Annotated in this window: 22 protein-coding genes and 1 tRNA gene; 17 read left to right on the forward strand and 6 right to left on the reverse strand. The window is 71.5% G+C overall.

What is annotated here, in order from left to right:
* Positions 1–94: 94 nt before the first annotated feature.
* From ACJ9NR_RS14695 to ACJ9NR_RS14710, 4 genes are all read right to left on the reverse strand, one after another.
* Positions 95–1,045: a cation diffusion facilitator family transporter gene (locus ACJ9NR_RS14695; RefSeq protein ID WP_412488009.1), complete on the reverse strand. Its 951-nt coding sequence runs from the start codon at positions 1,043–1,045 to the stop codon at positions 95–97.
* Positions 1,046–1,050: 5 nt separating this feature from the next.
* Positions 1,051–1,932, reverse strand: coding sequence for an acyl-CoA thioesterase (locus tag ACJ9NR_RS14700; protein ID WP_412488010.1), 882 nt, complete (start codon positions 1,930–1,932; stop codon positions 1,051–1,053).
* A 46-nt stretch (positions 1,933–1,978) separates the two neighbouring features.
* Positions 1,979–3,136, reverse strand: coding sequence for an acyl-CoA dehydrogenase family protein (locus ACJ9NR_RS14705; protein ID WP_412488011.1), 1,158 nt, complete (start codon positions 3,134–3,136; stop codon positions 1,979–1,981).
* A gap of 97 nt (positions 3,137–3,233) precedes the next feature.
* Complete coding sequence (locus ACJ9NR_RS14710) at positions 3,234–3,827, reverse strand: SACE_7040 family transcriptional regulator (protein WP_412488012.1); 594 nt, start codon at positions 3,825–3,827, stop codon at positions 3,234–3,236.
* A gap of 96 nt (positions 3,828–3,923) precedes the next feature.
* Between ACJ9NR_RS14710 and ACJ9NR_RS14715 the strand changes: the two genes are divergently transcribed.
* The 13 genes from ACJ9NR_RS14715 to glmS all read left to right on the forward strand — a co-directional run bounded on the left by ACJ9NR_RS14715 (position 3,924) and on the right by glmS (position 20,170).
* Positions 3,924–5,555, forward strand: a complete 1,632-nt coding sequence (locus tag ACJ9NR_RS14715; RefSeq protein ID WP_412488013.1) for a carboxyl transferase domain-containing protein — start codon at positions 3,924–3,926, stop codon at positions 5,553–5,555.
* 11 nt (positions 5,556–5,566) lie between these two features.
* The gene (locus ACJ9NR_RS14720) at positions 5,567–7,522 is read left to right on the forward strand and encodes an acetyl/propionyl/methylcrotonyl-CoA carboxylase subunit alpha (RefSeq protein WP_412488014.1); all 1,956 of its coding nucleotides are present in this window, start codon (positions 5,567–5,569) and stop codon (positions 7,520–7,522) included.
* Positions 7,519–8,496, forward strand: coding sequence for a hydroxymethylglutaryl-CoA lyase (locus ACJ9NR_RS14725; protein WP_412488015.1), 978 nt, complete (start codon positions 7,519–7,521; stop codon positions 8,494–8,496). Before ACJ9NR_RS14720 ends, ACJ9NR_RS14725 begins: the two co-directional genes overlap by 4 nt.
* A gap of 5 nt (positions 8,497–8,501) precedes the next feature.
* Positions 8,502–9,662: an acyl-CoA dehydrogenase family protein gene (locus ACJ9NR_RS14730; RefSeq protein ID WP_412488016.1), complete on the forward strand. Its 1,161-nt coding sequence runs from the start codon at positions 8,502–8,504 to the stop codon at positions 9,660–9,662.
* A 150-nt stretch (positions 9,663–9,812) separates the two neighbouring features.
* Complete coding sequence (locus ACJ9NR_RS14735; RefSeq protein ID WP_412488017.1) at positions 9,813–10,856, forward strand: ABC transporter substrate-binding protein; 1,044 nt, start codon at positions 9,813–9,815, stop codon at positions 10,854–10,856.
* 13 nt (positions 10,857–10,869) lie between these two features.
* Positions 10,870–11,703 (forward strand): siderophore-interacting protein, encoded by an 834-nt coding sequence (locus ACJ9NR_RS14740; RefSeq protein ID WP_412488018.1) that lies wholly within the window; start codon positions 10,870–10,872, stop codon positions 11,701–11,703.
* A 129-nt stretch (positions 11,704–11,832) separates the two neighbouring features.
* Positions 11,833–13,299, forward strand: coding sequence for a lysine decarboxylase DesA (gene desA / locus ACJ9NR_RS14745; RefSeq protein WP_412488019.1), 1,467 nt, complete (start codon positions 11,833–11,835; stop codon positions 13,297–13,299).
* A complete protein-coding gene (locus ACJ9NR_RS14750; RefSeq protein ID WP_412488020.1) occupies positions 13,283–14,569 on the forward strand; it encodes a lysine N(6)-hydroxylase/L-ornithine N(5)-oxygenase family protein in 1,287 nt (428 codons plus the stop codon). Before desA ends, ACJ9NR_RS14750 begins: the two co-directional genes overlap by 17 nt.
* 169 nt (positions 14,570–14,738) lie before the next feature.
* Complete coding sequence (locus ACJ9NR_RS14755; RefSeq protein ID WP_412488021.1) at positions 14,739–15,308, forward strand: GNAT family N-acetyltransferase; 570 nt, start codon at positions 14,739–14,741, stop codon at positions 15,306–15,308.
* Positions 15,305–17,143, forward strand: coding sequence for an IucA/IucC family protein (locus ACJ9NR_RS14760; RefSeq protein WP_412488022.1), 1,839 nt, complete (start codon positions 15,305–15,307; stop codon positions 17,141–17,143). Before ACJ9NR_RS14755 ends, ACJ9NR_RS14760 begins: the two co-directional genes overlap by 4 nt.
* Entirely contained in the window at positions 17,083–17,973 is an 891-nt protein-coding gene (locus ACJ9NR_RS14765; RefSeq protein ID WP_412488023.1) for a DUF4429 domain-containing protein, read from the forward strand. The genes ACJ9NR_RS14760 and ACJ9NR_RS14765 overlap by 61 nt, the downstream gene beginning before the upstream one ends.
* A gap of 108 nt (positions 17,974–18,081) precedes the next feature.
* Positions 18,082–18,339 (forward strand): hypothetical protein, encoded by a 258-nt coding sequence (locus ACJ9NR_RS14770; RefSeq protein WP_412488024.1) that lies wholly within the window; start codon positions 18,082–18,084, stop codon positions 18,337–18,339.
* Between the two features lie 13 nt (positions 18,340–18,352).
* Entirely contained in the window at positions 18,353–20,170 is a 1,818-nt protein-coding gene (glmS, locus tag ACJ9NR_RS14775; protein ID WP_412488025.1) for a glutamine--fructose-6-phosphate transaminase (isomerizing), read from the forward strand.
* Positions 20,171–20,250: 80 nt separating this feature from the next.
* On the opposite strand, the gene ACJ9NR_RS14780 is transcribed toward glmS, so the two are convergent.
* The gene (locus ACJ9NR_RS14780) at positions 20,251–20,778 is read right to left on the reverse strand and encodes a universal stress protein (RefSeq protein WP_412488026.1); all 528 of its coding nucleotides are present in this window, start codon (positions 20,776–20,778) and stop codon (positions 20,251–20,253) included.
* Positions 20,779–21,120: 342 nt separating this feature from the next.
* Between ACJ9NR_RS14780 and ACJ9NR_RS14785 the strand changes: the two genes are divergently transcribed.
* The 4 genes from ACJ9NR_RS14785 (at position 21,121) to ACJ9NR_RS14800 (ending at position 24,027) form a co-directional block, all read left to right on the forward strand.
* A complete protein-coding gene (locus ACJ9NR_RS14785; protein WP_412488027.1) occupies positions 21,121–21,456 on the forward strand; it encodes a hypothetical protein in 336 nt (111 codons plus the stop codon).
* A gap of 378 nt (positions 21,457–21,834) precedes the next feature.
* Positions 21,835–23,076 (forward strand): helix-turn-helix domain-containing protein, encoded by a 1,242-nt coding sequence (locus tag ACJ9NR_RS14790; protein WP_412512695.1) that lies wholly within the window; start codon positions 21,835–21,837, stop codon positions 23,074–23,076.
* Positions 23,077–23,247: 171 nt separating this feature from the next.
* Positions 23,248–23,850, forward strand: a complete 603-nt coding sequence (orn, locus tag ACJ9NR_RS14795; RefSeq protein WP_412488029.1) for an oligoribonuclease — start codon at positions 23,248–23,250, stop codon at positions 23,848–23,850.
* A 104-nt stretch (positions 23,851–23,954) separates the two neighbouring features.
* Positions 23,955–24,027, forward strand: a tRNA-His gene (locus ACJ9NR_RS14800).
* 78 nt (positions 24,028–24,105) lie between these two features.
* Here ACJ9NR_RS14800 and ACJ9NR_RS14805 read toward each other — a convergent pair.
* Complete coding sequence (locus ACJ9NR_RS14805; protein ID WP_412488030.1) at positions 24,106–25,161, reverse strand: LacI family DNA-binding transcriptional regulator; 1,056 nt, start codon at positions 25,159–25,161, stop codon at positions 24,106–24,108.
* Between the last annotated feature and the right edge of the window lie 141 nt (positions 25,162–25,302).

Consider the following 25,302-nt stretch of genomic DNA (forward strand, 5'->3'; position numbering starts at 1 on the left):
CGTACGGCGCGGGCGCCCCCGGTCACGCTGATCCCGGGCCTCCGCGCCCCGCCCGCCCGGCGCGGCCGCCCCCGCCACCGCTCACGGCAGGGGCTCAGTCCTCCGGGTGCCGAGGGGTGAAGCCCGGTGTCGGGTCCAGGTACACCCTGGTCACGGCCGGGAACGCCGAGCGCAGCCGCCGTTCGGCGCGCTCGCAGGCCCCCTCGATCTGCGCCGCCGTCGACCGGTCCCGGAAGTCGATCTTGGCGGCCACCAGGGCCTCCCGCGGCCCCTGCACGAGCGTCGTCAGTTCCAGTACCGCCTCGACGTGCTCCACGTCCAGCAGCTCGGCCCGGATCCGCTCCCGTACCGACCTGGGCAGCGGGCGCCCGATGAGCAGTTCGGCGTTGGACCGGCCCAGCACCCAGGCGACAACGAGCAGCAGCAGGCCGATCAGCAGCGAGGCGACGGCGTCCCAGACACCGGACCCGGTGAGCTGCCCGCCGAGCAGTCCGCCGGCGGCCAGCATCAGGCCGATGAGCGCGGCCGAGTCCTCCAGGACGACGGCCTTCACGGCGGTGTCGGGGGTGTGGCGCAGATAGCGCAGGAAGGGCCTGCGGACCCGGCGGGCCTCGCCGCGCGCCTGGCGCACCCCGGTCCGCAGCGAGAAGCCCTCCAGCAGGAAGGCGATCAGCAGGACGCCGTACGACAGCAGCGGATCGCCGGGCTCCTCGCCCGCTGCCAGGGTGTGGATGCCGTCGTAGAGGGAGAAGACCGCGCCGCCGACGAAGGTGGCGACGGCGGCGAGCAGCGCCCAGATGTAGCGCTCGGGCCCGTAGCCGAGCGGGTGTTCCTCGTCGGCGGGTTTCGCGCTGCGTTTGAGGGCGGTCAGCAGCAGGATCTCGGTGACCGTGTCGGCGACCGAGTGCGCGGCCTCGGAGAGCATGGCGCTGGAACCGCTGATGATTCCGGCGACCGCCTTGGCGACGGCGATCCCGAGATTGGCGACGGCGGCGACGACGACCGTGGAGGTGCTCTCGCCGCCGCCCTCCTCTGCAGGGCTCATGCCTCTCAGGGTTCCCGGGGAACGCGGACCAGACCTTCCTGGATGACCGAGATGGCGAGCTGCCCGTCCTGGGTGTAGATGCGGGCCTGGCCGAGCCCGCGCCCGCCGTGGGCCGACGGCGACTCCTGGTCGTACAGCAGCCACTCGTCGGCGCGGAAGGGACGGTGGAACCACATGGCGTGGTCGAGCGAGGCCCCGACCACGTCCCCCACCGCCCAGCCGCCGCGGCCGTGCGCGAGCAGCACCGAGTCGAGCAGGGTCATGTCGGAGACGTAAGTGGCCAGGACGACGTGGAGGAGGGGCGCGTCGATGGCGCCCTCCAGCTTGCCGTTGGTGCGGAACCACACCTGGGAGTGCGCCTCGCGCGGCTCGCCGAACCTGCCGAACGGCGGCTCCTCGACGTAGCGCAGGTCGACGGCCTCGCGCGCCTGGAGGAACTTCTCCACCACCGTCGCGTCGAGGTGGTCGTAGCCGCGCAGCCGTTCCTGGGAGGTGGGCAGCGTGGCCGGGTCGGGCGCGGGTGGCATCGGGGCCTGGTGGTCCAGGCCCTCCTCGTCCGTCTGGAAGGACGCCGAGAGGTGGAAGATCGGCTTGCCGTGCTGGACGGCGACCACGCGGCGGGTGGTGAAGGAGCGGCCGTCACGGATGCGGTCGACGTCGTAGACGATCGGCGCCCCCGGGTCCCCGGGGCGCAGGAAGTACGCGTGCAGGGAGTGGGCGTGCCGGTCCGCCGGGACCGTGCGCCCGGCGGCGACCAGCGCCTGGGCCGCCACCTGCCCGCCGAAGACGCGCGGGACGACGGCGGACCGGGACCGGCCGCGGAAGATGTTCTCCTCGATCTGCTCCAGGTCGAGCAGATCGAGGAGATCCTGTAGTGCCTCGCTCATGGCAGACAGTTGTACCCGCCAGTCGTTTTCTCGGGTTCCGCGGGTCCTACAGGCCCATGTCCTTGGCGATGATCGTCTTCATGATCTCGCTGGTGCCGCCGTAGATGCGGTTGACCCGGTTGTCGGCGTACAGACGGGCGATGGGGTACTCGTTCATGAAGCCGTAGCCGCCGTGCAGCTGGAGGCAGCGGTCGATGACGCGGTGCGCGACCTCGGTGCAGAACAGCTTGGCGCTCGCGGCCTCGGCGGGGGTCAGCTCGCCCGCGTCCAGCGCCTCCAGGGCGCGGTCGGCGACGGCCTCGGCGGCGTCCACCTCGGCCTGGCAGGCGGCCAGCTCGAACTTGGTGTTCTGGAAGGACGCGACGGTCTTGCCGAAGACGGTGCGCTCCTGGACGTACTCCTTGGCGAACCGCACCGCGGCCTTGGCCTGCGCGTAGGCGCCGAAGGCGATGCCCCAGCGCTCGGAGGCGAGGTTGTGGCCGAGGTAGTAGAAGCCCTTGTTCTCCTCGCCGAGCAGGTCCTCGACCGGGACCTTCACGTCGACGAACGCCAGCTCGGCGGTGTCGGAGGTCTTCAGGCCGAGCTTGTCCAGCTTGCGGCCGACGGAGTAGCCCTCGGACTTGGTGTCGACGGCGAAGAGGGAGATGCCGAAGCGGCGGTCCTCGGCGGTCGGCGCGGAGGTGCGGGCGCAGACGATCACCCGGTCGGCGTGGACGCCGCCGGTGATGAAGGTCTTGGCGCCGTTGAGGACGTAGTGCGTGCCGTCCTCGGAGAGCCTGGCGGTGGTCTTCATGCCCGCGAGGTCGGAGCCGGTGCCCGGCTCGGTCATCGCGAGGGCCCACATCTCCTCGCCGGTGACGAACTTCTCGAGGTAGCGCTTCTTCTGCTCGTCGGTGGCGAGCATCTTGATGTAGGGCAGGGCGAGCAGCACGTGCACGCCGGAGCCGCCGAACTGGACGCCCGCGCGGGCGGTCTCCTCGTACAGGACCGCCTCGAACTTGTGGGTGTCCAGGCCCGCGCCGCCGAACTCCTCGGGCACGTTGATGCCGAAGATGCCCAGCTCGCCGAGCTTGTAGTAGAAGTCGCGCGGCGCCTGGCCGGCCGCGAACCACTCGTCGTAGACGGGAACGACCTCGGCCTCGATGAAGGCCCGGATGGTCTCCCGGAACGCCTCGTGGTCCTCGTTGAACACCGTACGGCGCACCGCCGCCACCTCCTGGTCCCATGTCTAAGCGCTTGCTCAGACATTCAAGGTACCGGCGGGTAGGGAGAGGCGTCCAGAGGAGATCCCGTAACGCTCGTCACGCCGCCGCGGCCGCGAAGGCGCCCCTGGCCATCCGGTGCAGCAGCTCCGCCGTCGCCCCGCGGCCGGGCAGCGAGCCCGGGCGGCCCAGGTGGGGCGTGGAGTTCAGGAGGCCGAAGACCGAGTGCACGGCGGAGCGGGCCGCCGGTTCCGCGACGCCCGGGTAGACCTCCCGCAGCACCGCCACCCACAGCTCCACGTACTGCCGCTGGAGCTGGCGCACCAGCTTGCGGTCGCTGTCCCGGAGGCGGTCCAGCTCGCGGTCGTGCAGGGTGATCAGGGGGCGGTCGTCGAGCGCGAAGTCGATGTGCCCTTCGATGAGCGAGTCGAGGACCGCCTCGGGGGGCGTCCCGTCGGCCTCCGCGAGGCGCCGCTTCGCCCCCGTCAGCAGCTGGCCGCTGATCCCCACCAGCAGCTCGGCGAGCATCGCGTCCTTGCCCGCGAAGTGGCGGTACAGGCCCGGGCCGCTGATGCCGACGGCGGCGCCTATCTCGTCGACTCCGACCCCGTGGAAACCGCGCTCGGCGAACAGCCGCGCGGCCTCCTTGAGGATCTGCTCGCGGCGGGTGGGGGCGTCGGTTCTGGTGGCCATGGAGGCAATTCTAGACAGGGAGGTTAGCGGTCGTTAACCTGATGGAAATGGTTAACGCTCATTAACAGTACGACCACTGGGTGAGGGGACCGCAGGATGCAAGAGGCACCGGAGCTGACGAGCGCGGCTGATCCCGCGTCGGAGGCCTGGCGGGCCAACGAGGCGGCGCATCGCGCACTCGTGGAGGAGCTGCGCGGCAAGCTGGCCGCGGCCCGGCTCGGCGGCGGCGAGAGGGCGCGGGCCAGGCACACCGCGCGCGGGAAGCTGCTGCCGCGGGACCGGGTGGACACACTGCTCGACCCGGGCTCGCCCTTCCTGGAGCTGGCCCCCCTGGCCGCCGACGGGCTGTACGACGGGGCGGCCCCGGCCGCCGGCGTCATCGCCGGGATCGGGCGGGTCAGCGGGCGCGAGTGCGTGATCGTCGCCAACGACGCCACCGTCAAGGGCGGGACGTACTACCCGATGACGGTGAAGAAGCACCTGCGCGCCCAGGAGGTGGCCCTGGAGAACCGCCTGCCCTGCGTCTACCTGGTCGACTCCGGGGGTGCCTTCCTGCCCATGCAGGACGAGGTCTTCCCGGACCGGGAGCACTTCGGGCGGATCTTCTACAACCAGGCGCGGATGTCCGGCGCCGGCATCCCGCAGATCGCCGCGGTCCTCGGCTCGTGCACGGCCGGCGGGGCGTACGTCCCGGCGATGAGCGACGAGGCGGTCATCGTCCGCGGCCAGGGCACCATCTTCCTGGGCGGCCCGCCGCTGGTGAAGGCCGCCACCGGCGAGGTGGTGACCGCCGAGGAGCTCGGCGGCGGCGAGGTGCACTCCCGCGTCTCCGGCGTCACCGACCACCTGGCGGAGGACGACGCGCACGCGCTCAGGATCGTGCGCACCATCGCCGCCACCCTGCCCGCGCGCGGGGCGCCGCCCTGGGAGGTGCGGCCCACGGCCGAGCCGAAGGTCGACCCCTACGGCCTGTACGGCGCGGTGCCGGTCGACTCCCGCACCCCCTACGACGTCCGCGAGATCATCGCGCGCGTGGTCGACGGCTCGCGGTTCGCGGAGTTCAAGGCCGAGTTCGGGCAGACCCTGGTCACCGGCTTCGCCCACGTCCACGGCCACCCGGTGGGGATCGTCGCCAACAACGGCATCCTGTTCTCCGAGTCCGCCCAGAAGGGCGCCCACTTCATCGAGCTGTGCGACCAGCGCGGCATCCCGCTGGTGTTCCTGCAGAACATCTCCGGCTTCATGGTCGGCAGGGACTACGAGGCGGGCGGCATCGCCAAGCACGGCGCCAAGATGGTGACGGCCGTGGCCTGCACGCGCGTGCCGAAGCTGACGGTCGTGGTCGGCGGTTCGTACGGGGCGGGCAACTACTCGATGTGCGGCCGGGCCTACTCGCCCCGCTTCCTGTGGATGTGGCCGAACGCCAAGATCTCCGTCATGGGCGGCGAGCAGGCCGCCTCGGTCCTCGCGACCGTCAAGCGGGACCAGATGGAGGCCCGGGGCGAGGACTGGCCGCCGGAGGACGAGGAGTCCTTCAAGGCGCCCGTCCGGCAGCAGTACGAGCGCCAGGGCAGCGCCTACTACGCCACCGCCCGCCTCTGGGACGACGGCGTCATCGACCCGCTGGAGACCCGCCAGGTGCTGGGTCTGGCGCTGACCGCCTGTGCCAACGCGCCGCTTCCGCAGAAGGACTACACCGCGCCCCAGTTCGGCGTCTTCAGGATGTGAGGAGGGGACCCATGTTCGACACAGTGCTCGTGGCCAACCGGGGCGAGATCGCCGTCCGCGTGATCCGTACGCTCCGCTCGCTGGGCGTGCGCTCGGTGGCCGTCTTCTCCGACGCGGACGCCGACGCGCGCCATGTGCGCGAGGCCGACACGGCGGTGCGCATCGGGCCGGCCCCGGCGGCCGAGAGCTATCTGTCGGTGGAGCGGCTGCTGGAGGCCGCCGCCCGCACCGGCGCCCAGGCCGTCCACCCCGGCTACGGCTTCCTCGCGGAGAACGCCGCCTTCGCGCGCGCCTGCGCCGACGCCGGGCTGGTCTTCATCGGACCGCCCGCGGACGCCATCGCCCTCATGGGTGACAAGATCCGCGCCAAGGAGACGGTGCGGGCGGCCGGCGTCCCGGTCGTCCCCGGTTCCAGCGGCAGCGGCCTGACGGACGGCCAACTCGCCGACGCGGCACGCGAGATCGGCATGCCGGTGCTGCTGAAGCCGTCCGCGGGCGGCGGCGGCAAGGGCATGCGGCTGGTGCGGGAGGCGGAGGCGCTGGCGGACGAGATCGCCGCCGCCCGCCGTGAGGCCCGCGCCTCCTTCGGCGACGACACCCTCCTCGTGGAGCGGTGGGTGGACCGCCCCCGGCACATCGAGATCCAGGTCCTGGCCGACGGCCACGGCAACGTGGTGCACCTGGGCGAGCGCGAGTGCTCGCTGCAGCGTCGGCACCAGAAGATCATCGAGGAGGCGCCCAGCGTCCTGCTCGACGAGGCCACGCGCGCGGCGATGGGCGAGGCGGCGGTGCAGGCGGCCCTCTCCTGCGGCTACCGCGGCGCGGGCACGGTGGAGTTCATCGTCCCCGGCGGCGATCCCTCGTCGTACTACTTCATGGAGATGAACACCCGCCTCCAGGTCGAGCACCCCGTCACCGAGCTGGTCGTGTCCGTCGGGGACGGTGCCGCGGGCGGCCTGGACCTGGTGGAGTGGCAGCTGCGGGTGGCGGCGGGCGAGCCGCTGGCGTTCGCCCAGGACGACGTCCGGCTCACCGGTCACGCGATCGAGGCCCGGCTGTGCGCGGAGGACCCCGCGCGCGGGTTCCTGCCGTCGGGCGGCACGGTGCTGCGGCTGCACGAACCGCAGGGCGACGGCGTCCGCACCGACTCCGGGCTCAGCGAGGGCACGGAGGTCGGCTCGCTGTACGACCCGATGCTGTCCAAGGTGATCGCCTACGGCCCCGACCGCGCGACCGCGATCAGGAGGCTCCGGGCGGCTCTGGCCCGGACCGTCACGCTCGGGGTGCAGACCAACGCCGGCTTCCTGCGGCGGCTGCTGGCCCATCCGGCCGTCGTGGCGGGCGAGCTGGACACGGGTCTGGTCGAGCGGGAGGTGGACGGGCTGGTCTCCACGGACGTTCCCGAGGAGGTCTACGAGGCCGCCGCGGCCGTACGGCTGGCTGCGCTGCAGCCCCGCGGGGAGGGCTGGACCGATCCCTTCTCCGTGCCGAACGGCTGGCGGCTGGGCGGCACGACCAAGCCGGTGGCCTTCCCGCTGCGGGTCACCGAGCCCGTCGAGCACACCCCGCGCGGCACCCACACCGTCACCGACGACGCGGTGAGCGTCACCCTCGACGGCGTCCGCCACACCTTCCACCGCGCCGCCGACTGGCTCGGCCGCGAGGGCGACGCCTGGCACGTGCGCGACCACGACCCGGTCGCCGCGTCCCTCACCCGCGCGGGCCAGGCGGGCGCCGACTCGCTGACCGCGCCCATGCCCGGCACGGTCACCGTGGTGAAGGTGGCCGTCGGCGACGAGGTGAGCGCCGGTCAGAGCCTGCTGGTCGTCGAGGCGATGAAGATGGAGCACGTCATCTCCGCCCCGCACGCCGGCACGGTCACCGGACTGGACGTCACGCCGGGCACGGCGGTCGGCATGGACCAGGTGCTGGCCGTCATCGCACCGCACGAGGAGGTTCAGGCATGACCGCACAGGGCCTTCCCATGGCCGTACCGGCCGAGGGCCTGCCCGCCCGGGTGCGCATCCACGAGGTGGGCGCGCGCGACGGCCTGCAGAACGAGAAGGACACGGTCCCGACGGAGGTGAAGGCGGAGTTCATCCACCGCCTGGTCGACGCCGGCCTGACGACGATCGAGGCGACGAGCTTCGTGCACCCCAGGTGGGTGCCCCAGCTCGCCGACGCGGAGCAGCTGTTCCCCCTGGTCTCCGGCCTGTCCGCGGAGCTGCCCGTCCTGGTGCCCAACCAGCGCGGCCTCGACCGCGCCCTGGCACTCGGCGCCCGCCGCGTCGCCGTGTTCGCCAGCGCCACCGAGTCCTTCGCCAGGGCCAACCTCAACCGCACGGTCGACGAGTCGCTGGCCGTGTTCGACCCGGTCGTCAAGCACGCCAAGGAGGAGGGCGCCCACGTCCGCGGCTACGTCTCCATGTGCTTCGGCGACCCCTGGGAGGGCGCGGTCCCCCTCCGCCAGGTCGTCCGCGTGTGCCGGGCGCTGACGGACATGGGCTGCGACGAGCTGAGCCTCGGCGACACCATCGGCGTCGCGACCCCGGGCCACGTGCGCGCGCTGCTCTCCCTGCTGAACGAGGAGGGCGTGCCGACCCCGGTCGTCGGGGTGCACTTCCACGACACCTACGGCCAGGCGCTGGCCAACACCTACGCCGCACTCGAACACGGCGTCACCACCGTCGACGCCTCCGCGGGCGGCCTGGGCGGCTGCCCGTACGCCAAGTCCGCCACCGGAAACCTGGCCACCGAAGACCTCGTGTGGATGCTGCGGGGTCTCGGCATCGACACCGGGGTCGACCTCGGCCGTCTCGTCGCCACCAGCGCGTGGATGGCCGATCAGCTGGGCCGACCCAGCCCGTCCCGCACCGTCCGAGCGCTGTCCCACGAGGACGCCGAGGACACCGAGGCCGCCGAGGCCACTGAGGAGCAGTGACCGTCATGGACTTCCGTCTCTCCCCCGAGCTCGAAGAACTCCGCCGCACCGTCGAGGCGTTCGCCCACGACGTGGTGGCACCCAAGATCGGCGAGTTCTACGAGCACCACGAGTTCCCCTACGAGATCGTCCGCGAGATGGGCCGCATGGGCCTGTTCGGACTGCCGTTCCCCGAGGAGTACGGCGGCATGGGCGGCGACTACCTGGCGCTGGGCGTGGCGCTGGAGGAGCTGGCCCGCGTCGACTCCTCCGTCGCCATCACCCTGGAGGCCGGCGTCTCGCTGGGCGCCATGCCGATCCACCTCTTCGGCACCGAGGAGCAGAAGCGCGCGTGGCTGCCGCGCCTGTGCTCGGGCGAGATCCTGGGCGCGTTCGGCCTCACCGAGCCCGACGGCGGCTCGGACGCGGGCGCGACCCGCACCACGGCCCGCCTCGACGAGTCGGCGGACGAGTGGGTGATCAACGGCACCAAGTGCTTCATCACCAACTCCGGCACGGACATCACGGGCCTGGTCACGGTCACGGCGGTCACCGGCCGCAAGCCCGACGGCAGGCCGCTGATCTCGTCGATCATCGTCCCGTCCGGTACCCCGGGCTTCACGGTGGCGGCGCCGTACTCGAAGGTCGGCTGGAACGCCTCGGACACCCGTGAGCTGTCCTTCTCGGACGTGCGCGTCCCGGCGGCCAACCTGCTCGGCAGTGAGGGCCGCGGCTACGCCCAGTTCCTGCGCATCCTCGACGAGGGGCGCGTCGCCATCGCGGCGCTCGGCACCGGCCTCGCCCAGGGCTGCGTGGACGAGTCGGTGAGGTACGCCAAGGAGCGCCACGCCTTCGGCCGCCCCATCGGCGCCAACCAGGCCATCCAGTTCAAGATCGCCGACATGGAGATGAAGGCGCACACCGCCCGCCTCGCCTGGCGGGACGCGGCCGCCCGGCTGGTGAGCGGCGCCCCCTTCAAGAAGGAGGCCGCCCTGGCCAAGCTGTACTCCTCCACGGTCGCGGTCGACAACGCCCGCGACGCCACGCAGATCCACGGCGGCTACGGCTTCATGAACGAGTACCCCGTGGCCCGCATGTGGCGCGACTCCAAGATCCTGGAGATCGGCGAGGGCACCAGCGAGGTGCAACGCATGCTGATCGCGCGGGAGTTGGGTCTGGCCGGCTGAACCCCGCCGCAGCCGGGGCGGCACGGCGCACAGGCTGACCACGGGTCCGGGCGCGGGACGCCCTCACCCCTGGACACCAAGTGAGGTTAGGCTAACCTATCTTGGAACCTGTCCGGTGGGCGTTCCGCCCCGTTCGAAAGCGGCCCCAGCATGTCCAACGCCAGAGCCACCCACCTCACCCGACGCGGCATTGTGGCCGCGGGCGGCGCCCTCGGCCTCGGTGCCGTGCTCGCCGCCTGCGGTGACGACGGCGCGAAAAGCGGGGGCTCCGGCGCGACGACCGCCGGCAAGTCCGGCCCCTGGTCCTTCAAGGACGACCGCGGCAGGACGGTGAAGCTCGACCGGGCGCCCAGGAACATCGTCGCGTTCACCGGCGTCGCCGCCGCCCTCCACGACTACGGCATCGGTGTCAAGGGCGTCTTCGGCCCGACGAAGACCAAGGACGGCAAGCCCGACGTCCAGGCCGGCGACATGGACATCAGCAAGGTCACGATCCTCGGCAACGCCTGGGACCAGTTCAACGTCGAGAAGTACGCGGCCCTCGCGCCCGACGTCCTCATCAGCACGATGTTCGACGACGCCGGCACGCTCTGGTACGTCCCCGAGTCCTCCAAGGACAAGATCGCCCAGCTGGCCCCCAGCGTCGGCGTCTCCGTCTACGACCGCCGGCTGACCGAGCCGCTGCAGCGCATGTGGGCGCTGGCGGAGTCGCTCGGCGCGGACATGCGGGCGGCCGAGGTCACCGGCGCCAAGAAGCGGTTCGAGGAGGCGGCGGCCCGGCTGCGCGAGGCCGCGAGGGCCAGGCCGGACATCAGGGTGATGGCCGCCTCCGCCGCCGACACGCTCTTCTACGTCTCCGGCACCGACCTCTCCGTCGACCTGGAGTACTTCAAGGCGCTCGGCGTGCACTTCGTCGAGCCCCCGGAGAAGGCGAAGGCCAAGGGGGGCGGCTGGTACGAGTCGCTGAGCTGGGAGAACGTCGACAAGTACGCGGCGGACATCATCATGATGGACGACCGCACCTCGGCGATCCAGCCGGCCGACATCACCAGGCCGACCTGGAAGAAGCTGCCGGCGGTCCGGGCGGGGCAGGTCATCCCCCGCTCCCCCGAGCCGATCCTGTCCTACGCCAAGTGCACCCCCCTCCTCACGAGCCTCGCGGAAGCGCTCGAGAAGGCGAAGAAGGTCAGCTGACAGGAGCCCCGTCATGACCACGGCCGTAGCCGCCCCGTTCCGGTTCTTCTCCCTGCAGGTCGTGCGGACGAGACGGCTGGGGCCGTCCTCGCTGCGGGTCACCTTCGGCGGGGAGGATCTGCGCGCGTTCCGCTCCGACGGGCGCGACCAGTCCCTCTCCCTCTTCCTGCCGCATCCCGGGCAGCGCGAACCGGCCGTACCGTACGAGCTGGGCGACGACTGGTGGCCGGCCTGGCGTGAACTGCCGGACGGCGTACGGGCGGTGATGCGCTCGTACACCCTGCGCTCGCTGCGGCGCGACCCCGACGAGATCGACATCGACTTCGTCCTGCACACCCCGGCCGGCCCCGCCTCGCGCTGGGCCGCCCGGGCCGCCCCCGGTGACCCTGTCGTCCTGCTCGGCCCGGCGGTCGCGGACAACCGCGCGATCCGGTTCCGGCCGCCCTCGGACACCGACCTGACACTGATCTGGGGCGACGAGAGCGCCGTCCCGGCCGTCTCCGCGATCCTCCAGTCCCTGCCCGCGCGCACCCGCGTCCGCGCCTGGCTGGAGGTGCGGGACGCGGGGGACATCCAGGAACTGGCCACCGAGGCCGACGCCGAGATCACCTGGCTGGTCCAGGACGCGAACGGCGCCGAGGGGTCCCCCATGGCCCTCGACGCCCTGCGCGCCGCCCGACTCCCGCCCGCCGAGCGCCCGTACGCCTGGATCGCGGGCGAGAGCGGGTGCGTGAAGCAGCTGCGCCGGCACCTCGTCGGCGAGCGCGGGATCGACCGGCGGCGCGTCACCTTCGTCGGCTACTGGAGGCAGGGCCTGAGCGAGGAGCAACTGCGCGAGACGGAGTGACGGCGGTCACTGGCGGGACAGGATTCGAGGCAGAGAACTTAGGTTAGGCTTACCTAAGTTGAAGGCCGAAGCTCTGGGCTTCCCCGCTCTCCCACCCCGCACGGACTGTCCCCACCGGAGGACCCCCACATGCGCTCGCACCTGCTCAATGACCTGACCGCGGAGCAGTACCGCAGCTCCGTGACCGAAGGAGTCGAGCGGGTGGCGGCCAAACTCGCCACCACCGACCGTCCGTTCACCGGTGTCACCGTCGACACCCTCGCTCCCCGCATCGCCTCGATCGACCTCGACCGGCCGCTCGGCGACACCGGCGCCGCCCTGGACGAGCTGGAGGACGTCTACCTCCGCGACGCGGTCTACTTCCACCACCCGCGCTACCTCGCCCACCTCAACTGCCCCGTCGTCATCCCGGCCGTGCTCGGCGAGGCCGTCCTGTCCGCCGTCAACTCCTCCCTCGACACCTGGGACCAGTCGGCCGGCGCCACCCTGATCGAGCGCAGGCTCATCGACTGGACGGCCGCCCGCATCGGCCTCGGCGGCAACGCCGACGGCGTGTTCACCTCGGGCGGCACCCAGTCCAACCTCCAGGCGCTGCTGCTGGCGCGGGAGGAGGCCGAGCCAGGGCGGGCCGGGCGGGAACAGGGGGCCTCCCTCTCCCGGCTGCGCGTCTTCGCCTCCGAGGCGGGCCACTTCAGCGTGCAGAAGTCCGCGAAACTCCTCGGCCTCGGCCAGGACGCGGTGGTGCCCATCCCCGTCGGCCACGACAAGCGCATGCAGACCGTCGCCCTCGCCCACGAGCTGGAGCGCTGCCGCGGCGACGGCCTGATTCCCATGGCCGTCGTCGCCACGGCCGGCACCACCGACTTCGGCTCCATCGACCCACTGCCCGAGATCGCCGAACTGTGCACCCAGTACGGCGCCTGGCTGCACGTGGACGCCGCCTACGGCTGCGGTCTGCTCGCCTCGCTCAAGTACCGGGACCGCATCGACGGCATCGAGCGCGCCGACTCCGTCACCGTCGACTACCACAAGTCCTTCTTCCAGCCCGTGAGTTCGTCCGCCGTCCTGGTACGGGACGGCTCCACGCTGCGGCACGCGACCTTCCACGCCGAGTACCTCAATCCGCGCCGCATGGTCACCGAACGCATCCCCAACCAGGTCGACAAGTCCCTGCAGACCACCCGCCGCTTCGACGCCCTCAAGCTGTGGATGACGCTGCGGGTGATGGGCGCCGACGGCATCGGCGCGCTCTTCGACGAGGTCTGCGACCTGGCGGCCGAAGGCTGGCGGCTGCTGGCCGCCGACCCCCGCTTCGACGTCGTCGTCGAACCGGCGCTCTCCACCCTGGTCTTCCGCCACATCCCGGCCGCCGTCACCGACCCGGCCGAGATCGACCGCGCCAACCTCTACGCCCGCAAGGCCCTGTTCGCCTCCGGCGACGCGGTCGTCGCCGACACCAAGGTGGGCGGCCGCCACTACCTGAAGTTCACCCTGCTCAACCCCGAGACGACGACCGACGACATCGCCGCCGTACTCGACCTGATCGCCGGCCACGCCGGGCAGTACCTGGGAGAACCCCTTGACCGCGCTTCCTGAACACCCGGCCGGTGCACACGACTTCGTGGGCATCGGGCTCGGCCCCTTCAACCTCGGCCTGGCCTGCCTGACCGAGCCGATCACCGGACTCGACGGCCTCTTCCTGGAGTCGAAGCCGGACTTCGAGTGGCACGCGGGCATGTTCCTGGACGGCACCCACCTCCAGACGCCGTTCCTGTCGGACCTGGTCACGCTCGCCGACCCGACGTCGCCGTACTCCTTCCTCAACTACCTGAAGGAGAAAGGCCGGCTGTACTCCTTCTACATTCGCGAGAACTTCTATCCGCTGCGCGTCGAGTACGACGACTACTGCCGCTGGGCGGCGAGCAAGCTGAGCGGCGTCCGCTTCGGCACGACGGTCACCGAGGTGACGTACGACGGCGGGCACTACCTCGTGCGCACCGAGGCCGGGGACGTCCACCGGGCCCGCCACCTCGTCCTCGGCACCGGGACGGTCCCCTTCGTGCCCGAGGTGTGCCGGGGGCTCGGCGGCTGCCTGTTCCACACCTCGCAGTACATGCACCGCAAGAGCGAGCTGCAGTCGAAAAAGTCGATCACCGTCGTCGGCAGCGGCCAGAGCGCCGCCGAGATCTACCACGAACTCCTTGCCGAGATGGACGTGCACGGCTACCGGCTCGACTGGATCACCCGTTCCCCGCGGTTCTTCCCGCTGGAGTACACCAAACTGACCCTGGAGATGACCTCTCCGGACTACATCGACTACTTCCGGGCGCTGCCCGAGGAGACCCGCTACCGGCTGGAGAAGCAGCAGAAGGGCCTCTTCAAGGGCATCAGCTCCGACCTCATCGACTCGATCTTCGACCTGCTCTACCAGAAGAACGTCGAGAGCGGCGGCCGCCCGGTCCCCACCCGTCTGCTGACCAACTCCTCGCTGGTGAGCGCCCGTTACGCCGACGGGGTGTACCGGCTCGGCTTCCACCAGGACGAGCAGGGCAAGGAGTTCGAGATCCGCACGGAGGGCCTCGTCCTGGCGACCGGGTACCACTACGAGCCCCCGGCCTTCCTCGCCCCCGTCGAGGACCGCCTGCGCCTCGACGGCCACGGCCGCTTCGACGTGGGCCGCAACTACGCCATCGACGTCACCGGCCGCGGCGTCTTCCTGCAGAACGCCGGCGTGCACACCCACAGCATCACCAGCCCCGACCTGGGCATGGGCGCGTACCGCAACAGCTGCATCATCCGCGAGCTGCTCGGCACCGCGTACTACCCGGTCGAAAAGACGATCGCGTTCCAGGAGTTCGCCGTGTGACACCCGCCCGGCCCGTCTGCCCGGCGGTTCTCGCAGGTCCCTGCGCGGACTCCGGGCGGCAGCGGGCCGCGAATCGAGGCACACGTCGAGCACGTCGTGCTCGACGGAAAGATCCCCGCGTCCGACCCGCTCGACCCCGACGCACGAACCACGCATCCAAGGAGTCCCCATGACCACCGCCCCACGGGTGGGCGTCCTCACCTTCCGCCCCCTCGACCCCCTGAAGGACGCCGAGCTGCTGCACTCCTGGGTGACCCATCCCAAGGCGGCCTTCTGGATGATGCAGGACGCGCGGCTGGTGGATGTCGAGCGGGCGTACATGGAGATCGCGGCCGACGCGTACCACCACGCGCTGCTCGGGCTGCGGGACGGCGAACCCGCCTTCCTGATGGAGCACTACGACCCCGCCCACCGCGAACTCGTCGGCCTGTACGAACCGCTGCCCGGTGACATCGGCATGCACTTCCTGACGCCCGCCACCGACGCGCCCGTCCACGGCTTCACCAGGGCCGTCATCACGGCCGTGCTGGCGCGGCTCTTCGAGGACCCGGCGGTGCGGCGCGTCGTCGTGGAGCCGGACGTGGCCAACACGGCGGTGCACGCGCTGAACGAGGCCGTCGGCTTCGTGCCCGACCGCGAGATACAGAAGCCGGAGAAGAAGGCACTGCTGAGCTTCTGCACGCGGGAGCGCTTCTTCGGCATCCGGGACACCCTGGCCGCGACGGGGGTGACCGCATGAGCCTCGCCGACGCCGTCGCCCACCTCTCCCCCGAGCGCTGGGAGAAGGCCAACCGCCTGCTGATCCGCAAGGCGCTCGCCGAGTTCGCCCACGAGCGGCTGATCACCCCGCAGCCGCAGGGCGACCGGTTCGTCGTCCGCAGCGACGACGGCCTGACCCGGTACACCTTCAGGGCCGTGCGCCGCGCCCTCGACCACTGGCAGATCGACGCCGGCTCCGTCACCCGCCACCGCGAAGGCGCCGAACTCCCGCTGTCCGCATCGGACTTCGTCACCGAGCTGCGCACGTCCCTGGGCCTGAGCGACGAGGTCCTGCCCGTCTATCTGGAGGAGATCACCTCCACCCTCTCCGGCACCTGCTACAAGCTCGCCAGGCCGCAGATCCCCTCCGCCGAGCTCGCCCGCTCCGGTTTCCAGGACATCGAGACCGGCATGACCGAGGGCCACCCCTGCTTCGTCGCCAACAACGGGCGGCTCGGCTTCGGCGTCCACGACTACCTGTCGTACGCCCCCGAGACCGCGAACCCGGTCCGCCTGGTGTGGCTGGCCGCCCACCGCTCGCGCGCCGCGTTCACGGCGGGCGCGGGGATCGAGTACGAGTCCTTCGTGCGCCAGGAGCTGGGCGAGCGGACGGTCGAGCGCTTCCACGGCGTCCTGCGCGAACGGGGTCTCGACCCGGCCGACCACCTCCTCATCCCCGTCCACCCCTGGCAGTGGTGGAACAAGCTCACGGTGACCTTCGCCGCCGAGGTGGCCCGCGGGCACCTCGTCTGCCTGGGCGAGGGGGAGGACGAGTACCTGGCCCAGCAGTCCGTCCGGACCTTCTTCAACCGCTCCCACCCCGGGAAGCACTATGTGAAGACGGCCCTGTCCGTGCTCAACATGGGCTTCATGCGCGGGCTCTCGGCCGCCTACATGGAGGCCACCCCGGCCATCAACGACTGGCTCGCGCGGCTCGTCGAGGGCGATCCCGTCCTGCGGTCGACCGGTCTGTCGGTCATCCGCGAGCGGGCCGCGGTCGGCTACCGGCACCCGGAGTACGAGAAGGCGACGGACCGCCACTCGCCGTACCGCAAGATGCTGGCGGCGCTGTGGCGCGAGAGCCCGGTCCCCTCCCTGGAGGACGGCGAGTCCCTGGCCACGATGGCCTGTCTGCTGCACGTCGACCACGAGGGCGCGTCCGTCGCGGGCGCGCTGATCGAGCGGTCGGGCCTCGCGCCCACCGAGTGGCTGCGCCGCTATCTGCGGGCCTACCTCACCCCGCTGCTGCACAGCTTCTACGCCTACGACCTGGTGTTCATGCCGCACGGCGAGAACGTGATCCTGGTCCTGAAGGACGGTGTGGTCCGGCGCGCGGTCTTCAAGGACATCGCCGAGGAGATCGCCGTCATGGACCCGGAGGCGGTGCTGCCGCCGGCGGTCGAGCGGCTGCGCGTGCGGGTCCCGGAGGACAACAGGCTCCTGTCGATCTTCACGGACGTCTTCGACTGCTTCTTCCGCTTCCTCGCCGCGAACCTCGCCGGCGAGGGAATCCTGGCGGAGGACGACTTCTGGGCAACGGTCGCCGGGGCCGTGCGCGCGTACCAGGAGTCGGTGCCCGAGCTGGCCGACAAGTTCGAGCGGTACGACCTGTTCGCCCCCGAGTTCGCGCTGTCCTGCCTCAACCGGCTCCAGTTGCGCGACAACCGGCAGATGGTCGACCTGGCCGATCCGGCGGGCGCCCTCCAGCTGGCCGGAACCCTGAAGAACCCGATCGCGGGTGGAACAATCACCCCATGGCGGAAATCATCCAGAAGGACGGCACCTGGGCCTTCGACGGCGATGCCCTTCGGCTGACGCCGGGGCGGGACAGAAACGTCAGCCTGCTCCGCCGCACGCTGGGTGAACTCGTCGTCCCGCTCGGGGCGTTGGCGGGTGTCTCGTTCGAGCAGGGCCGGAAGGCGGGGCGGCTCAGACTGCGGCTGCGCGACGGCGCCGACCCGCTGCTGCACGCCTCCGGCGGCCGGCTCACCGAGCCCGACGACCCGTATCAGCTGATCGTCGAGTCCGACCGCTACGGCGTCGCCGAGTACTTCGTGGACGAGGTGCGAAGCGCCCTGCTGCTGGACGAGGTCCCGTCGGACCCGGTCAGCGAGTACCTGCTGCCGGGCCCCTCCGTCCCGCTCTCCGTCTCCGCGGGGGACGGCACCGCGAGCTTCGACGGGGAGCTGGTCCGCCTGGAGTGGAACTGGAAGACGGAGGACGCCAAGGCCGCCGCCGGCGCCCGCACCCTGTCCGTCACGGAACTGGTCGCCGTGGAGTGGCAGCCCGCGGCCGGCCTGGAGAACGGGCATCTGCGCTTCACCGTGCGCGGCGCGCCCACCAAGGCGCCGCCCAAGTACGACCCCAACTCCGTCGAGCTGTGGGGCTTCAAGAAGGATCCCCTGATGGCGCTGCTCGCGGCCGCCGTGCAGGCGCGGCTGCCGCACCCCTCGGCGGCGCCCGTGCCGGACGTACCGCCCGAGCGGGCGCGCGGCCTGAAGCGGCTCGCGCCCCCCGAGCTGCGCGAGGACGACCACGACGCGCTGCTGCGGCGGCTGCGCGAACTCGGCGAGCTGCACCGTACGGGTGTGCTGACCGATGAGGAGTTCACCCTGGCCAAGCAGGCGATCCTCAAGCGCATGTAGCGCACCAGGACCCGCCCGCACCCGTGCGGACCGAGCCGACCCACGGTAGCCTGCCCGAAATCGGGCAGGATTCTTGCGAAACGGTCTCTCTTACCCCAGGATCATCGGGTGCACGACGAACTTGTTGACCATCTGACCCGGTCCTCACCCCTCAGCAAGGGCGAGGCGCTGCGGGTGGTCCAGGACGTGCTCGCCTACTTCGACGAGACGACCGAGGAGTACGTCCGTCGCCGCCACCGCGAGCTCCAGGCCCAGGGCCTGGTGAACGCGACGATCTTCGAACGGATCGGGGCGGACCTGAGATACCGGGCGGTGGCACCGCCGGAGCTCACGCTCAGGCAGCTGCGCCGCATCGTCTACGGCTGAGGAATACGTATATATGTGCGGAATCGTCGGATACATCGGGAAGCGTGACGTCGCGCCCCTCCTGCTGGAGGGGCTGCAGCGCCTGGAGTACCGCGGCTACGACTCGGCCGGCATCGTCGTGACCACCCCCACGAGCGGCCGCCTGAAGATGGTCAAGGCCAAGGGACGCGTACGCGACCTGGAGGCCAGGGTCCCGGCCCGCTTCAAGGGCACGACCGGCATCGCCCACACCCGCTGGGCCACCCACGGCGCCCCGTCCGACGCGAACGCCCACCCGCACCTGGACGCCGGCGGCAAGGTCGCCGTCGTCCACAACGGCATCATCGACAACGCCGCCGACCTGCGCCGCAAGCTGGAGGCGGACGGCGTCGGGTTCCTCTCCGAGACCGACACCGAGGTCCTCACCCACCTCATCGCCCGCTGCGAGGCGGAGACGCTGGAGGAGAAGGTCCGCGAGACCCTGCGGATCATCGAGGGCACGTACGGCATCGCCGTCATGCACGCCGACTTCCCCGACCGCATCGTGGTCGCCCGCAACGGCTCCCCGGTGGTCCTCGGCATCGGTGAGAAGGAGATGTTCGTCGCCTCGGACATCGCCGCGCTGGTCGCCCACACGCGGCAGATAGTGACCCTCGACGACGGCGAGATGGCGACCCTCAAGGCCGACGACTTCCGCACCTACACCACGGAGGGCACCCGTACGACGGCCGAGCCGACCACCGTGGAGTGGGAGGCGGCCTCGTACGACATGGGCGGCCACGACACCTACATGCACAAGGAGATCCACGAGCAGGCCGAGGCGGTGGACCGCGTGCTGCGCGGCCGCATCGACGACCGCTTCTCCACCGTGCACCTCGGCGGCCTGAACCTGGACGCGCGCGAGGCCCGGCAGATCCGCCGCGTGAAGATCCTCGGCTGCGGCACCTCCTACCACGCGGGCATGATCGGCGCCCAGATGATCGAGGAGCTGGCCCGTATCCCCGCGGACGCCGAGCCCGCCTCGGAGTTCCGCTACCGCAACGCGGTGGTGGACCCCGACACCCTCTACGTCGCCGTCTCCCAGTCCGGTGAGACCTACGACGTCCTCGCCGCCGTACAGGAGCTGAAGCGCAAGGGCGCCCGGGTCTTCGGCATCGTCAACGTGGTCGGTTCGGCGATCGCGCGGGAGGCCGACGCGGGCATCTACGTCCACGCGGGCCCCGAGGTCTGCGTCGTCTCCACCAAGTGCTTCACCAACACCACGGTCGCCTTCGCGCTGCTCGCCCTGCACCTGGGCCGCACCCGTGACCTGTCGGTGCGCGACGGCAAGCGGATCATCGAGGGCCTCCGGAAGCTCCCGGCGCAGATCACCGAGGTCCTCAAGCAGGAGGACGAGATCAAGCGCCTGGCCGAGCAGTTCGCCGAGGCCCGCTCGATGCTCTTCATCGGCCGTGTCCGGGGCTACCCGGTGGCCCGCGAGGCCTCGCTGAAGCTGAAGGAGGTCTCCTACATCCACGCCGAGGCCTACCCGGCCTCCGAGCTCAAGCACGGCCCGCTGGCCCTGATCGAGCCGGCCCTCCCCACGGTCGCGATCGTTCCCGACGACGACCTGCTGGAGAAGAACCGCGCGGCCATGGAGGAGATCAAGGCCCGCAGCGGCAGGATCCTCGCCGTCGCCCACCAGCACGAGGCGAAGGCCGACGAGACGGTCGTCGTCCCGAAGAATGAGGACGAACTCGACCCCATCCTGATGGGCATCCCCCTCCAACTGCTCGCCTACCACACGGCGTTGGCGCTGGGCCGGGACATCGACAAGCCCAGGAACCTCGCGAAGTCGGTGACGGTCGAGTAGGCCCGGGACGTCCTCTCGCCGGGGGCAGCCCAGCCCTCGGCCCTGCGGGATGTCCCCGGTCTTACGGGATGCCCCCGGCCTTACGGGATGACGACGACGGGGCGCTTGGCCCGCTTGGCCAGGCGCCCCGCGACCGAGCCGAAGATGCGTCCGACGATGCCGTGCGTGGACCCGACGACGATCGCGTCCGCCTCGTACTCCCGCCCGACCTCCTCCAGTTCGTGGCAGATGTCGCCGCCGCGCTCGACCAGGATCCAGGGCACCTCGGAGAGGTAGTCCGCGCAGGCGAGTTCGAGGCCGAGGACCTCGGTGCGGTGGTCGGGCACGTCCACGAAGACCGGTGGCTCACAGCCCGCCCACACCGTGGTGGGCAGCCGGTTGGCGACATGGACGATGATCAGGCCCGAGCGGGTGCGGTGGGCCATCCCGATCGCGTAGGCGAGCGCGCGTTCACTGGACGTGGAGCCGTCGAATCCGACGACGACGCCGTGCTTGAAGGCTGGATCGCAGGAGTGGCGTGACTCTTCCGCCGCCTGGGGCTCGGCCGCCGTGGGATCGGCGACGGGCCGCTTGCGGTCCGCGGGTTCGAAGAATTCGTGACCGGCCATGACAGTCTCGGCGTTTTGATCCTTTATGGGAGGGACGACAGTGTGCGGCGGAGCTGTGTCCGGGAATCATCTTCCCCACCCCATACCCCCAAGGGTACGGCGGCACGCCTCCTTAGCCCAGATCCCGCTCACTCCCCCCGCCACGGGCCGCGCCCGGGCGGAGGACCCCCGTCCTGGGGGTTCCAGGGAGCATGCACGAGGGTGCGTCCGTAACGCAATGCTTGCTGCGCCGTACAGGCGCTTTGCGCAGGAATCACGCCAGGCCCCCGGGAAACGGCAGCGCACAGTGACCGACCGGTCGAACACGCGTTGAACACCGTGACCCAGGCCCCAGGAGCACGCATGTCCGGACCGCGCCCCACCCCCGAGACCCCTCCCCGAGCGCCCGAGCCGCCGCAGGACACCGCGACCGACGTGGTCCGCTGGGCGGCCTTCAGCTGCGTCCTGGTTCCCGTGGTACTGGTGTGGTACGGCACCTCGCTCGCCGGCGCCGCGGGCACGGCGCTCGGCCTCGCCGCCGTCACCGCCGTCTGCCGCCTGCTGCTGCGCCGGTCCGAACGCTGCGCGGCCCGCCGCCCGTCCGGGGAGGCCGCACCGCACCAGGGGCGTCGTCACAGAAGCGGCACGGGCGCTCACAGAGGCGGACGGCACACCGGTGGAAACACACCGGTCGGCTGACCGGTTTCCGCGCACGCACACGGCGCTTTTCAGCCAACTTCCGGACCCCGTGCATTCCTTGCCCGAACCACCCCCCAACCCCCGTTCCACCTGCACGAACAGGGGGTCCGAGGCCCCACGCACCCTATGTGGATTGGCCACCGCGACAAGGCGCACTTCCCTGCACGGCCCGCGAGTGCAACGCTTCGTGATCGAATGCTTCACGCCAAGTTGCCATGTCGACAATGTGCCGGTTCCCGAACTGGGTCACCCCGGCACCACGGGACACAGTAGATTCGATCTTGACGTCTTACGGCGGGGGACTCGTGCAGGACCGAGGGGAAACGTGCAGGAGCGACACAACCGAGGAGCCGCGACCACCGAGGGGGGCTTAGCAGTATGAGCCACGACTCCACCGCCGCGCCGGAAGCCGCGGCCCGGAAGCTTTCCGGGCGACGCCGCAAGGAGATCGTCGCGGTGCTGCTGTTCAGCGGCGGCCCCATCTTCGAGAGTTCCATACCGTTGTCGGTGTTCGGGATCGACCGCCAGGACGCCGGCGTACCGCGCTACCGACTGCTGGTGTGCGGTGGTGAGGAAGGCCCGCTGCGGACCACAGGGGGCCTGGAACTCACCGCGCCACACGGCCTGGAGGCGATCTCACGCGCGGGCACGGTCGTCGTGCCGGCCTGGCGCTCGATCACCTCTCCGCCACCGGAGGAGGCGCTCGACGCGCTGCGCCGGGCGCACGAGGAAGGCGCCCGCATCGTCGGGCTGTGCACCGGCGCCTTCGTGCTGGCGGCGGCCGGCCTGCTGGACGGCCGTCCGGCGACCACACACTGGATGTACGCACCGACGCTGGCCAAGCGCTATCCGTCGGTGCACGTCGATCCGAGAGAACTCTTCGTCGACGACGGCGACGTGCTCACGTCCGCCGGCACGGCGGCCGGAATCGACCTGTGCCTGCACATCGTGCGCAGCGACCACGGCAACGAGGCGGCCGGCGCGCTGGCCCGCCGCCTGGTCGTCCCACCGCGCCGGACGGGAGGCCAGGAGCGCTACCTGGACCGCTCTTTACCGGAGGAGATCGGCGCCGACCCGCTCGCCGAGGTCGTCGCCTGGGCACTGGAGCACCTGCACGAGCAGTTCGACGTCGAGACGCTGGCGGCACGCGCGTACATGAGCCGCCGCACCTTCGACCGCCGCTTCCGCTCGCTGACCGGCAGCGCTCCCCTGCAGTGGCTGATCACCCAGCGGGTGCTGCAGGCACAGCGCCTGCTGGAGACGTCGGACTACTCGGTGGACGAGGTCGCGGGCCGCTGCGGCTTCCGCTCGCCGGTGGCCCTGCGCGGCCACTTCCGCCGTCAGCTGGGTTCGTCGCCGGCCGCCTACCGCGCCGCGTACCGTGCTCGCCGCCCCCAGGGCGAGAAGCCGTCGGACGTGGAACCGGCGCCCGGGCCCGCCTCCCCGGGCCCCGCCCTGCACCCGGAGGGACCGGTCCCGCTCCAGAGCCGCCGCGCGGCGGCGAGCGCGGTGGGGTCGGGGGCGACGCTGTCGACGGCCGCGACGGCCTCGGTGGACACCGGCCGCGAGATGTACGTCACCGGCCGGGCCGGCGTGCCGGGCCAGCGCAGCGGGACCTGAACCGACGGGGCCTCGTGAACGTCGGCCGGGCGTGCCCGGCCCGTCCGGCGTTCGGGCGCGCGAGTCCTCCGGGGCGGGGGCCGGAGCGGCGGTCCGGGCCGCGGCACCCGCCGGTACGCCGACCGCGGCACCGGTCGTCCCAAAAACCGGTGCCCGCCTTAGGGTGGTCGCATGAACGATCGCATGGTGTGGATCGACTGCGAGATGACCGGCCTCTCGCTGTCCGACGACGCGCTCATCGAGGTGGCCGCCCTCGTCACCGACTCCGAGCTGAACGTGCTCGGCGACGGTGTGGACATCGTCATCCGCCCGCCGGAAAGGGCGCTGGAGACGATGCCGGAGGTGGTGCGTCAGATGCACACCGCGTCCGGGCTGCTGGCCGAGCTGGCCGGCGGCACGACCCTGGCCGAGGCCGAGGAGCAGGTCCTCGCCTACGTCCGCGAGCACGTCAAGGAGGCCGGCAAGGCCCCGCTGTGCGGCAACTCGGTCGGCACCGACCGCGGTTTCCTGCTCAGGGACATGCCGGCGCTGGAGGACTACCTCCACTACCGGATCGTCGACGTCTCCAGCGTCAAGGAGCTGGCCCGGCGCTGGTACCCGCGGGCGTACTTCAACAGCCCCGAGAAGAACGGCAACCACCGCGCGCTCGCCGACATCCGCGAGTCCATCGCGGAGCTCCGCTACTACCGCGAGGCGATCTTCGTGCCGCAGCCCGGGCCGGACTCGGAGACGGCCAGGTCGATCGCGGCGAAGCACGTCCTGCCCGCGCGGTAGGGGGCCGGGAGGGACGCCGGAAAAGCCGTGCGCGAGCACCCCTTCGGACCCTGTACACTTTTTCTCGGCCGGTAGGGAGACCACACAGTCCACCGCCGGTCATGGTGGGTGTAGCTCAGCTGGTAGAGCACCTGGTTGTGGTCCAGGATGCCGCGGGTTCGAGTCCCGTCACTCACCCTGTGCGATCGGCCGGTGCCCCTTTTCCTGGGTCACCGGCCGAGTCGTTTCGCGCCGAACCGCTCCGCGCCCGCGCGATCAGGACGACGTACGCGCCACCAGTTCCGTGGCCAGCACCACCTGGCGGCGGTCGAGGTCACGGGAGACCGCCGGGCGGCGGTCGGCGATCTCGCCGAGGAGCAGGTCGATCATGCGGCGGCCCATCTCCTCGATGGGCTGGCGCACGCTGGTCAGCGGCGGGTCCATGTGGCGGGCGATGGCCGAGTCGTCGTAGCCGACCAGCGCCACATCCTCGGGGATGCGGCGGCCCTTCTCGCGCAGCACCTGGCGGGCGCCGGCCGCCATCACGTCGGAGCCCGCGAAGACCGCGTCCAGGTCGGGGCGGCGGGCGAGCAGGTTCGTCATCGCCCGGCGGCCGCCCTCCTCGGTGAAGTCGCCCGGCTCGATCAGCTTCTCGTCCACCGGGTGGCCCGCGTCGCGCAGGGCGTCCCGGTAGCCCTCGACGCGGCGCTGGGCACCGTAGACGTCGAGGCGGCCGGTGATGTGGGCGATGCGCCGCCGGCCCCGGCCGATCAGGTGCTCGGCCGCCGAGCGGCCGCCGCCGTAGTTGTCCGAGTCCACCGAGGTCAGCGTCTCCGCGGCGGACCGGGGACCGCTGATCACCGCCGGGATCTCCAGCTGGGCCAGCAGGTCGGGCAGCGGGTCGTCGGCGTGCACCGAGACCAGCAGGACGCCGTCCACCCGGTGGGCGGCCAGGTACTGGGCCAGCCGCCGGCGCTCGCGGTCGCTGCCCGCGAAGATCAGCAGCAGCTGCATCTCGGTCTCGGACAGCTCGGCGCCGACACCCTTGAGCATGTCGGAGAAGTACGGCTCCGCGAAGAAGCGGGTCTCCGGCTCGGGGACGACCAGGGCGATCGCGTCCGTGCGGTTGGCCGCGAGCGCGCGGGCGGCGGTGTTGGGCACGTAGCCGAGTTCCGCGACCGCCGCCTCGACCGCGGCGCGGGTCGCCTCACTGACCCGGGGCGAGCCGTTGATCACCCGGGAGACGGTTCCGCGGCCCACGCCGGCACGCGCGGCGACCTCTTCGAGGGTGGGCCGGCCCCCGCTCCGGCTCCGCGCTCCGTGGCCTGCCATGGGCTCCGCCGCCTTCCACCATGTGTTGCTGCTGGCCTGGAATCTAACAGTCCCGTCCGCCGGAGTGACCGGCCCGGGGGCCGCCCTCGGCGGGACGGGGACCCCGGGCCCCGAACGGCCCCTCCCCGCAAGCCGAACGGC

This window comes from Streptomyces sediminimaris (assembly GCF_047049295.1).
Lineage (GTDB): Bacteria > Actinomycetota > Actinomycetes > Streptomycetales > Streptomycetaceae > Streptomyces > Streptomyces sediminimaris.

Bases quoted from the DNA above. Each gene is read 5' to 3' on its own strand.
- ACJ9NR_RS14695 (WP_412488009.1), bottom strand. From the start codon at position 1,045: ATGAGCCCTGCAGAGGAGGGCGGCGGCGAGAGCACCTCCACGGTCGTC.
- ACJ9NR_RS14700 (WP_412488010.1), bottom strand. From the start codon at position 1,932: ATGAGCGAGGCACTACAGGATCTCCTCGATCTGCTCGACCTGGAGCAG.
- ACJ9NR_RS14710 (WP_412488012.1), bottom strand. From the start codon at position 3,827: ATGGCCACCAGAACCGACGCCCCCACCCGCCGCGAGCAGATCCTCAAG.
- ACJ9NR_RS14715 (WP_412488013.1), top strand. From the start codon at position 3,924: ATGCAAGAGGCACCGGAGCTGACGAGCGCGGCTGATCCCGCGTCGGAG.
- ACJ9NR_RS14720 (WP_412488014.1), top strand. From the start codon at position 5,567: ATGTTCGACACAGTGCTCGTGGCCAACCGGGGCGAGATCGCCGTCCGC.
- ACJ9NR_RS14725 (WP_412488015.1), top strand. From the start codon at position 7,519: ATGACCGCACAGGGCCTTCCCATGGCCGTACCGGCCGAGGGCCTGCCC.
- ACJ9NR_RS14730 (WP_412488016.1), top strand. From the start codon at position 8,502: ATGGACTTCCGTCTCTCCCCCGAGCTCGAAGAACTCCGCCGCACCGTC.
- ACJ9NR_RS14735 (WP_412488017.1), top strand. From the start codon at position 9,813: ATGTCCAACGCCAGAGCCACCCACCTCACCCGACGCGGCATTGTGGCC.
- ACJ9NR_RS14740 (WP_412488018.1), top strand. From the start codon at position 10,870: ATGACCACGGCCGTAGCCGCCCCGTTCCGGTTCTTCTCCCTGCAGGTC.
- desA (WP_412488019.1), top strand. From the start codon at position 11,833: ATGCGCTCGCACCTGCTCAATGACCTGACCGCGGAGCAGTACCGCAGC.
- ACJ9NR_RS14755 (WP_412488021.1), top strand. From the start codon at position 14,739: ATGACCACCGCCCCACGGGTGGGCGTCCTCACCTTCCGCCCCCTCGAC.
- ACJ9NR_RS14760 (WP_412488022.1), top strand. From the start codon at position 15,305: ATGAGCCTCGCCGACGCCGTCGCCCACCTCTCCCCCGAGCGCTGGGAG.
- ACJ9NR_RS14765 (WP_412488023.1), top strand. From the start codon at position 17,083: ATGGCGGAAATCATCCAGAAGGACGGCACCTGGGCCTTCGACGGCGAT.
- glmS (WP_412488025.1), top strand. From the start codon at position 18,353: ATGTGCGGAATCGTCGGATACATCGGGAAGCGTGACGTCGCGCCCCTC.
- ACJ9NR_RS14780 (WP_412488026.1), bottom strand. From the start codon at position 20,778: ATGGCCGGTCACGAATTCTTCGAACCCGCGGACCGCAAGCGGCCCGTC.
- ACJ9NR_RS14785 (WP_412488027.1), top strand. From the start codon at position 21,121: ATGTCCGGACCGCGCCCCACCCCCGAGACCCCTCCCCGAGCGCCCGAG.
- ACJ9NR_RS14790 (WP_412512695.1), top strand. From the start codon at position 21,835: ATGAGCCACGACTCCACCGCCGCGCCGGAAGCCGCGGCCCGGAAGCTT.
- orn (WP_412488029.1), top strand. From the start codon at position 23,248: ATGAACGATCGCATGGTGTGGATCGACTGCGAGATGACCGGCCTCTCG.
- ACJ9NR_RS14805 (WP_412488030.1), bottom strand. From the start codon at position 25,161: ATGGCAGGCCACGGAGCGCGGAGCCGGAGCGGGGGCCGGCCCACCCTC.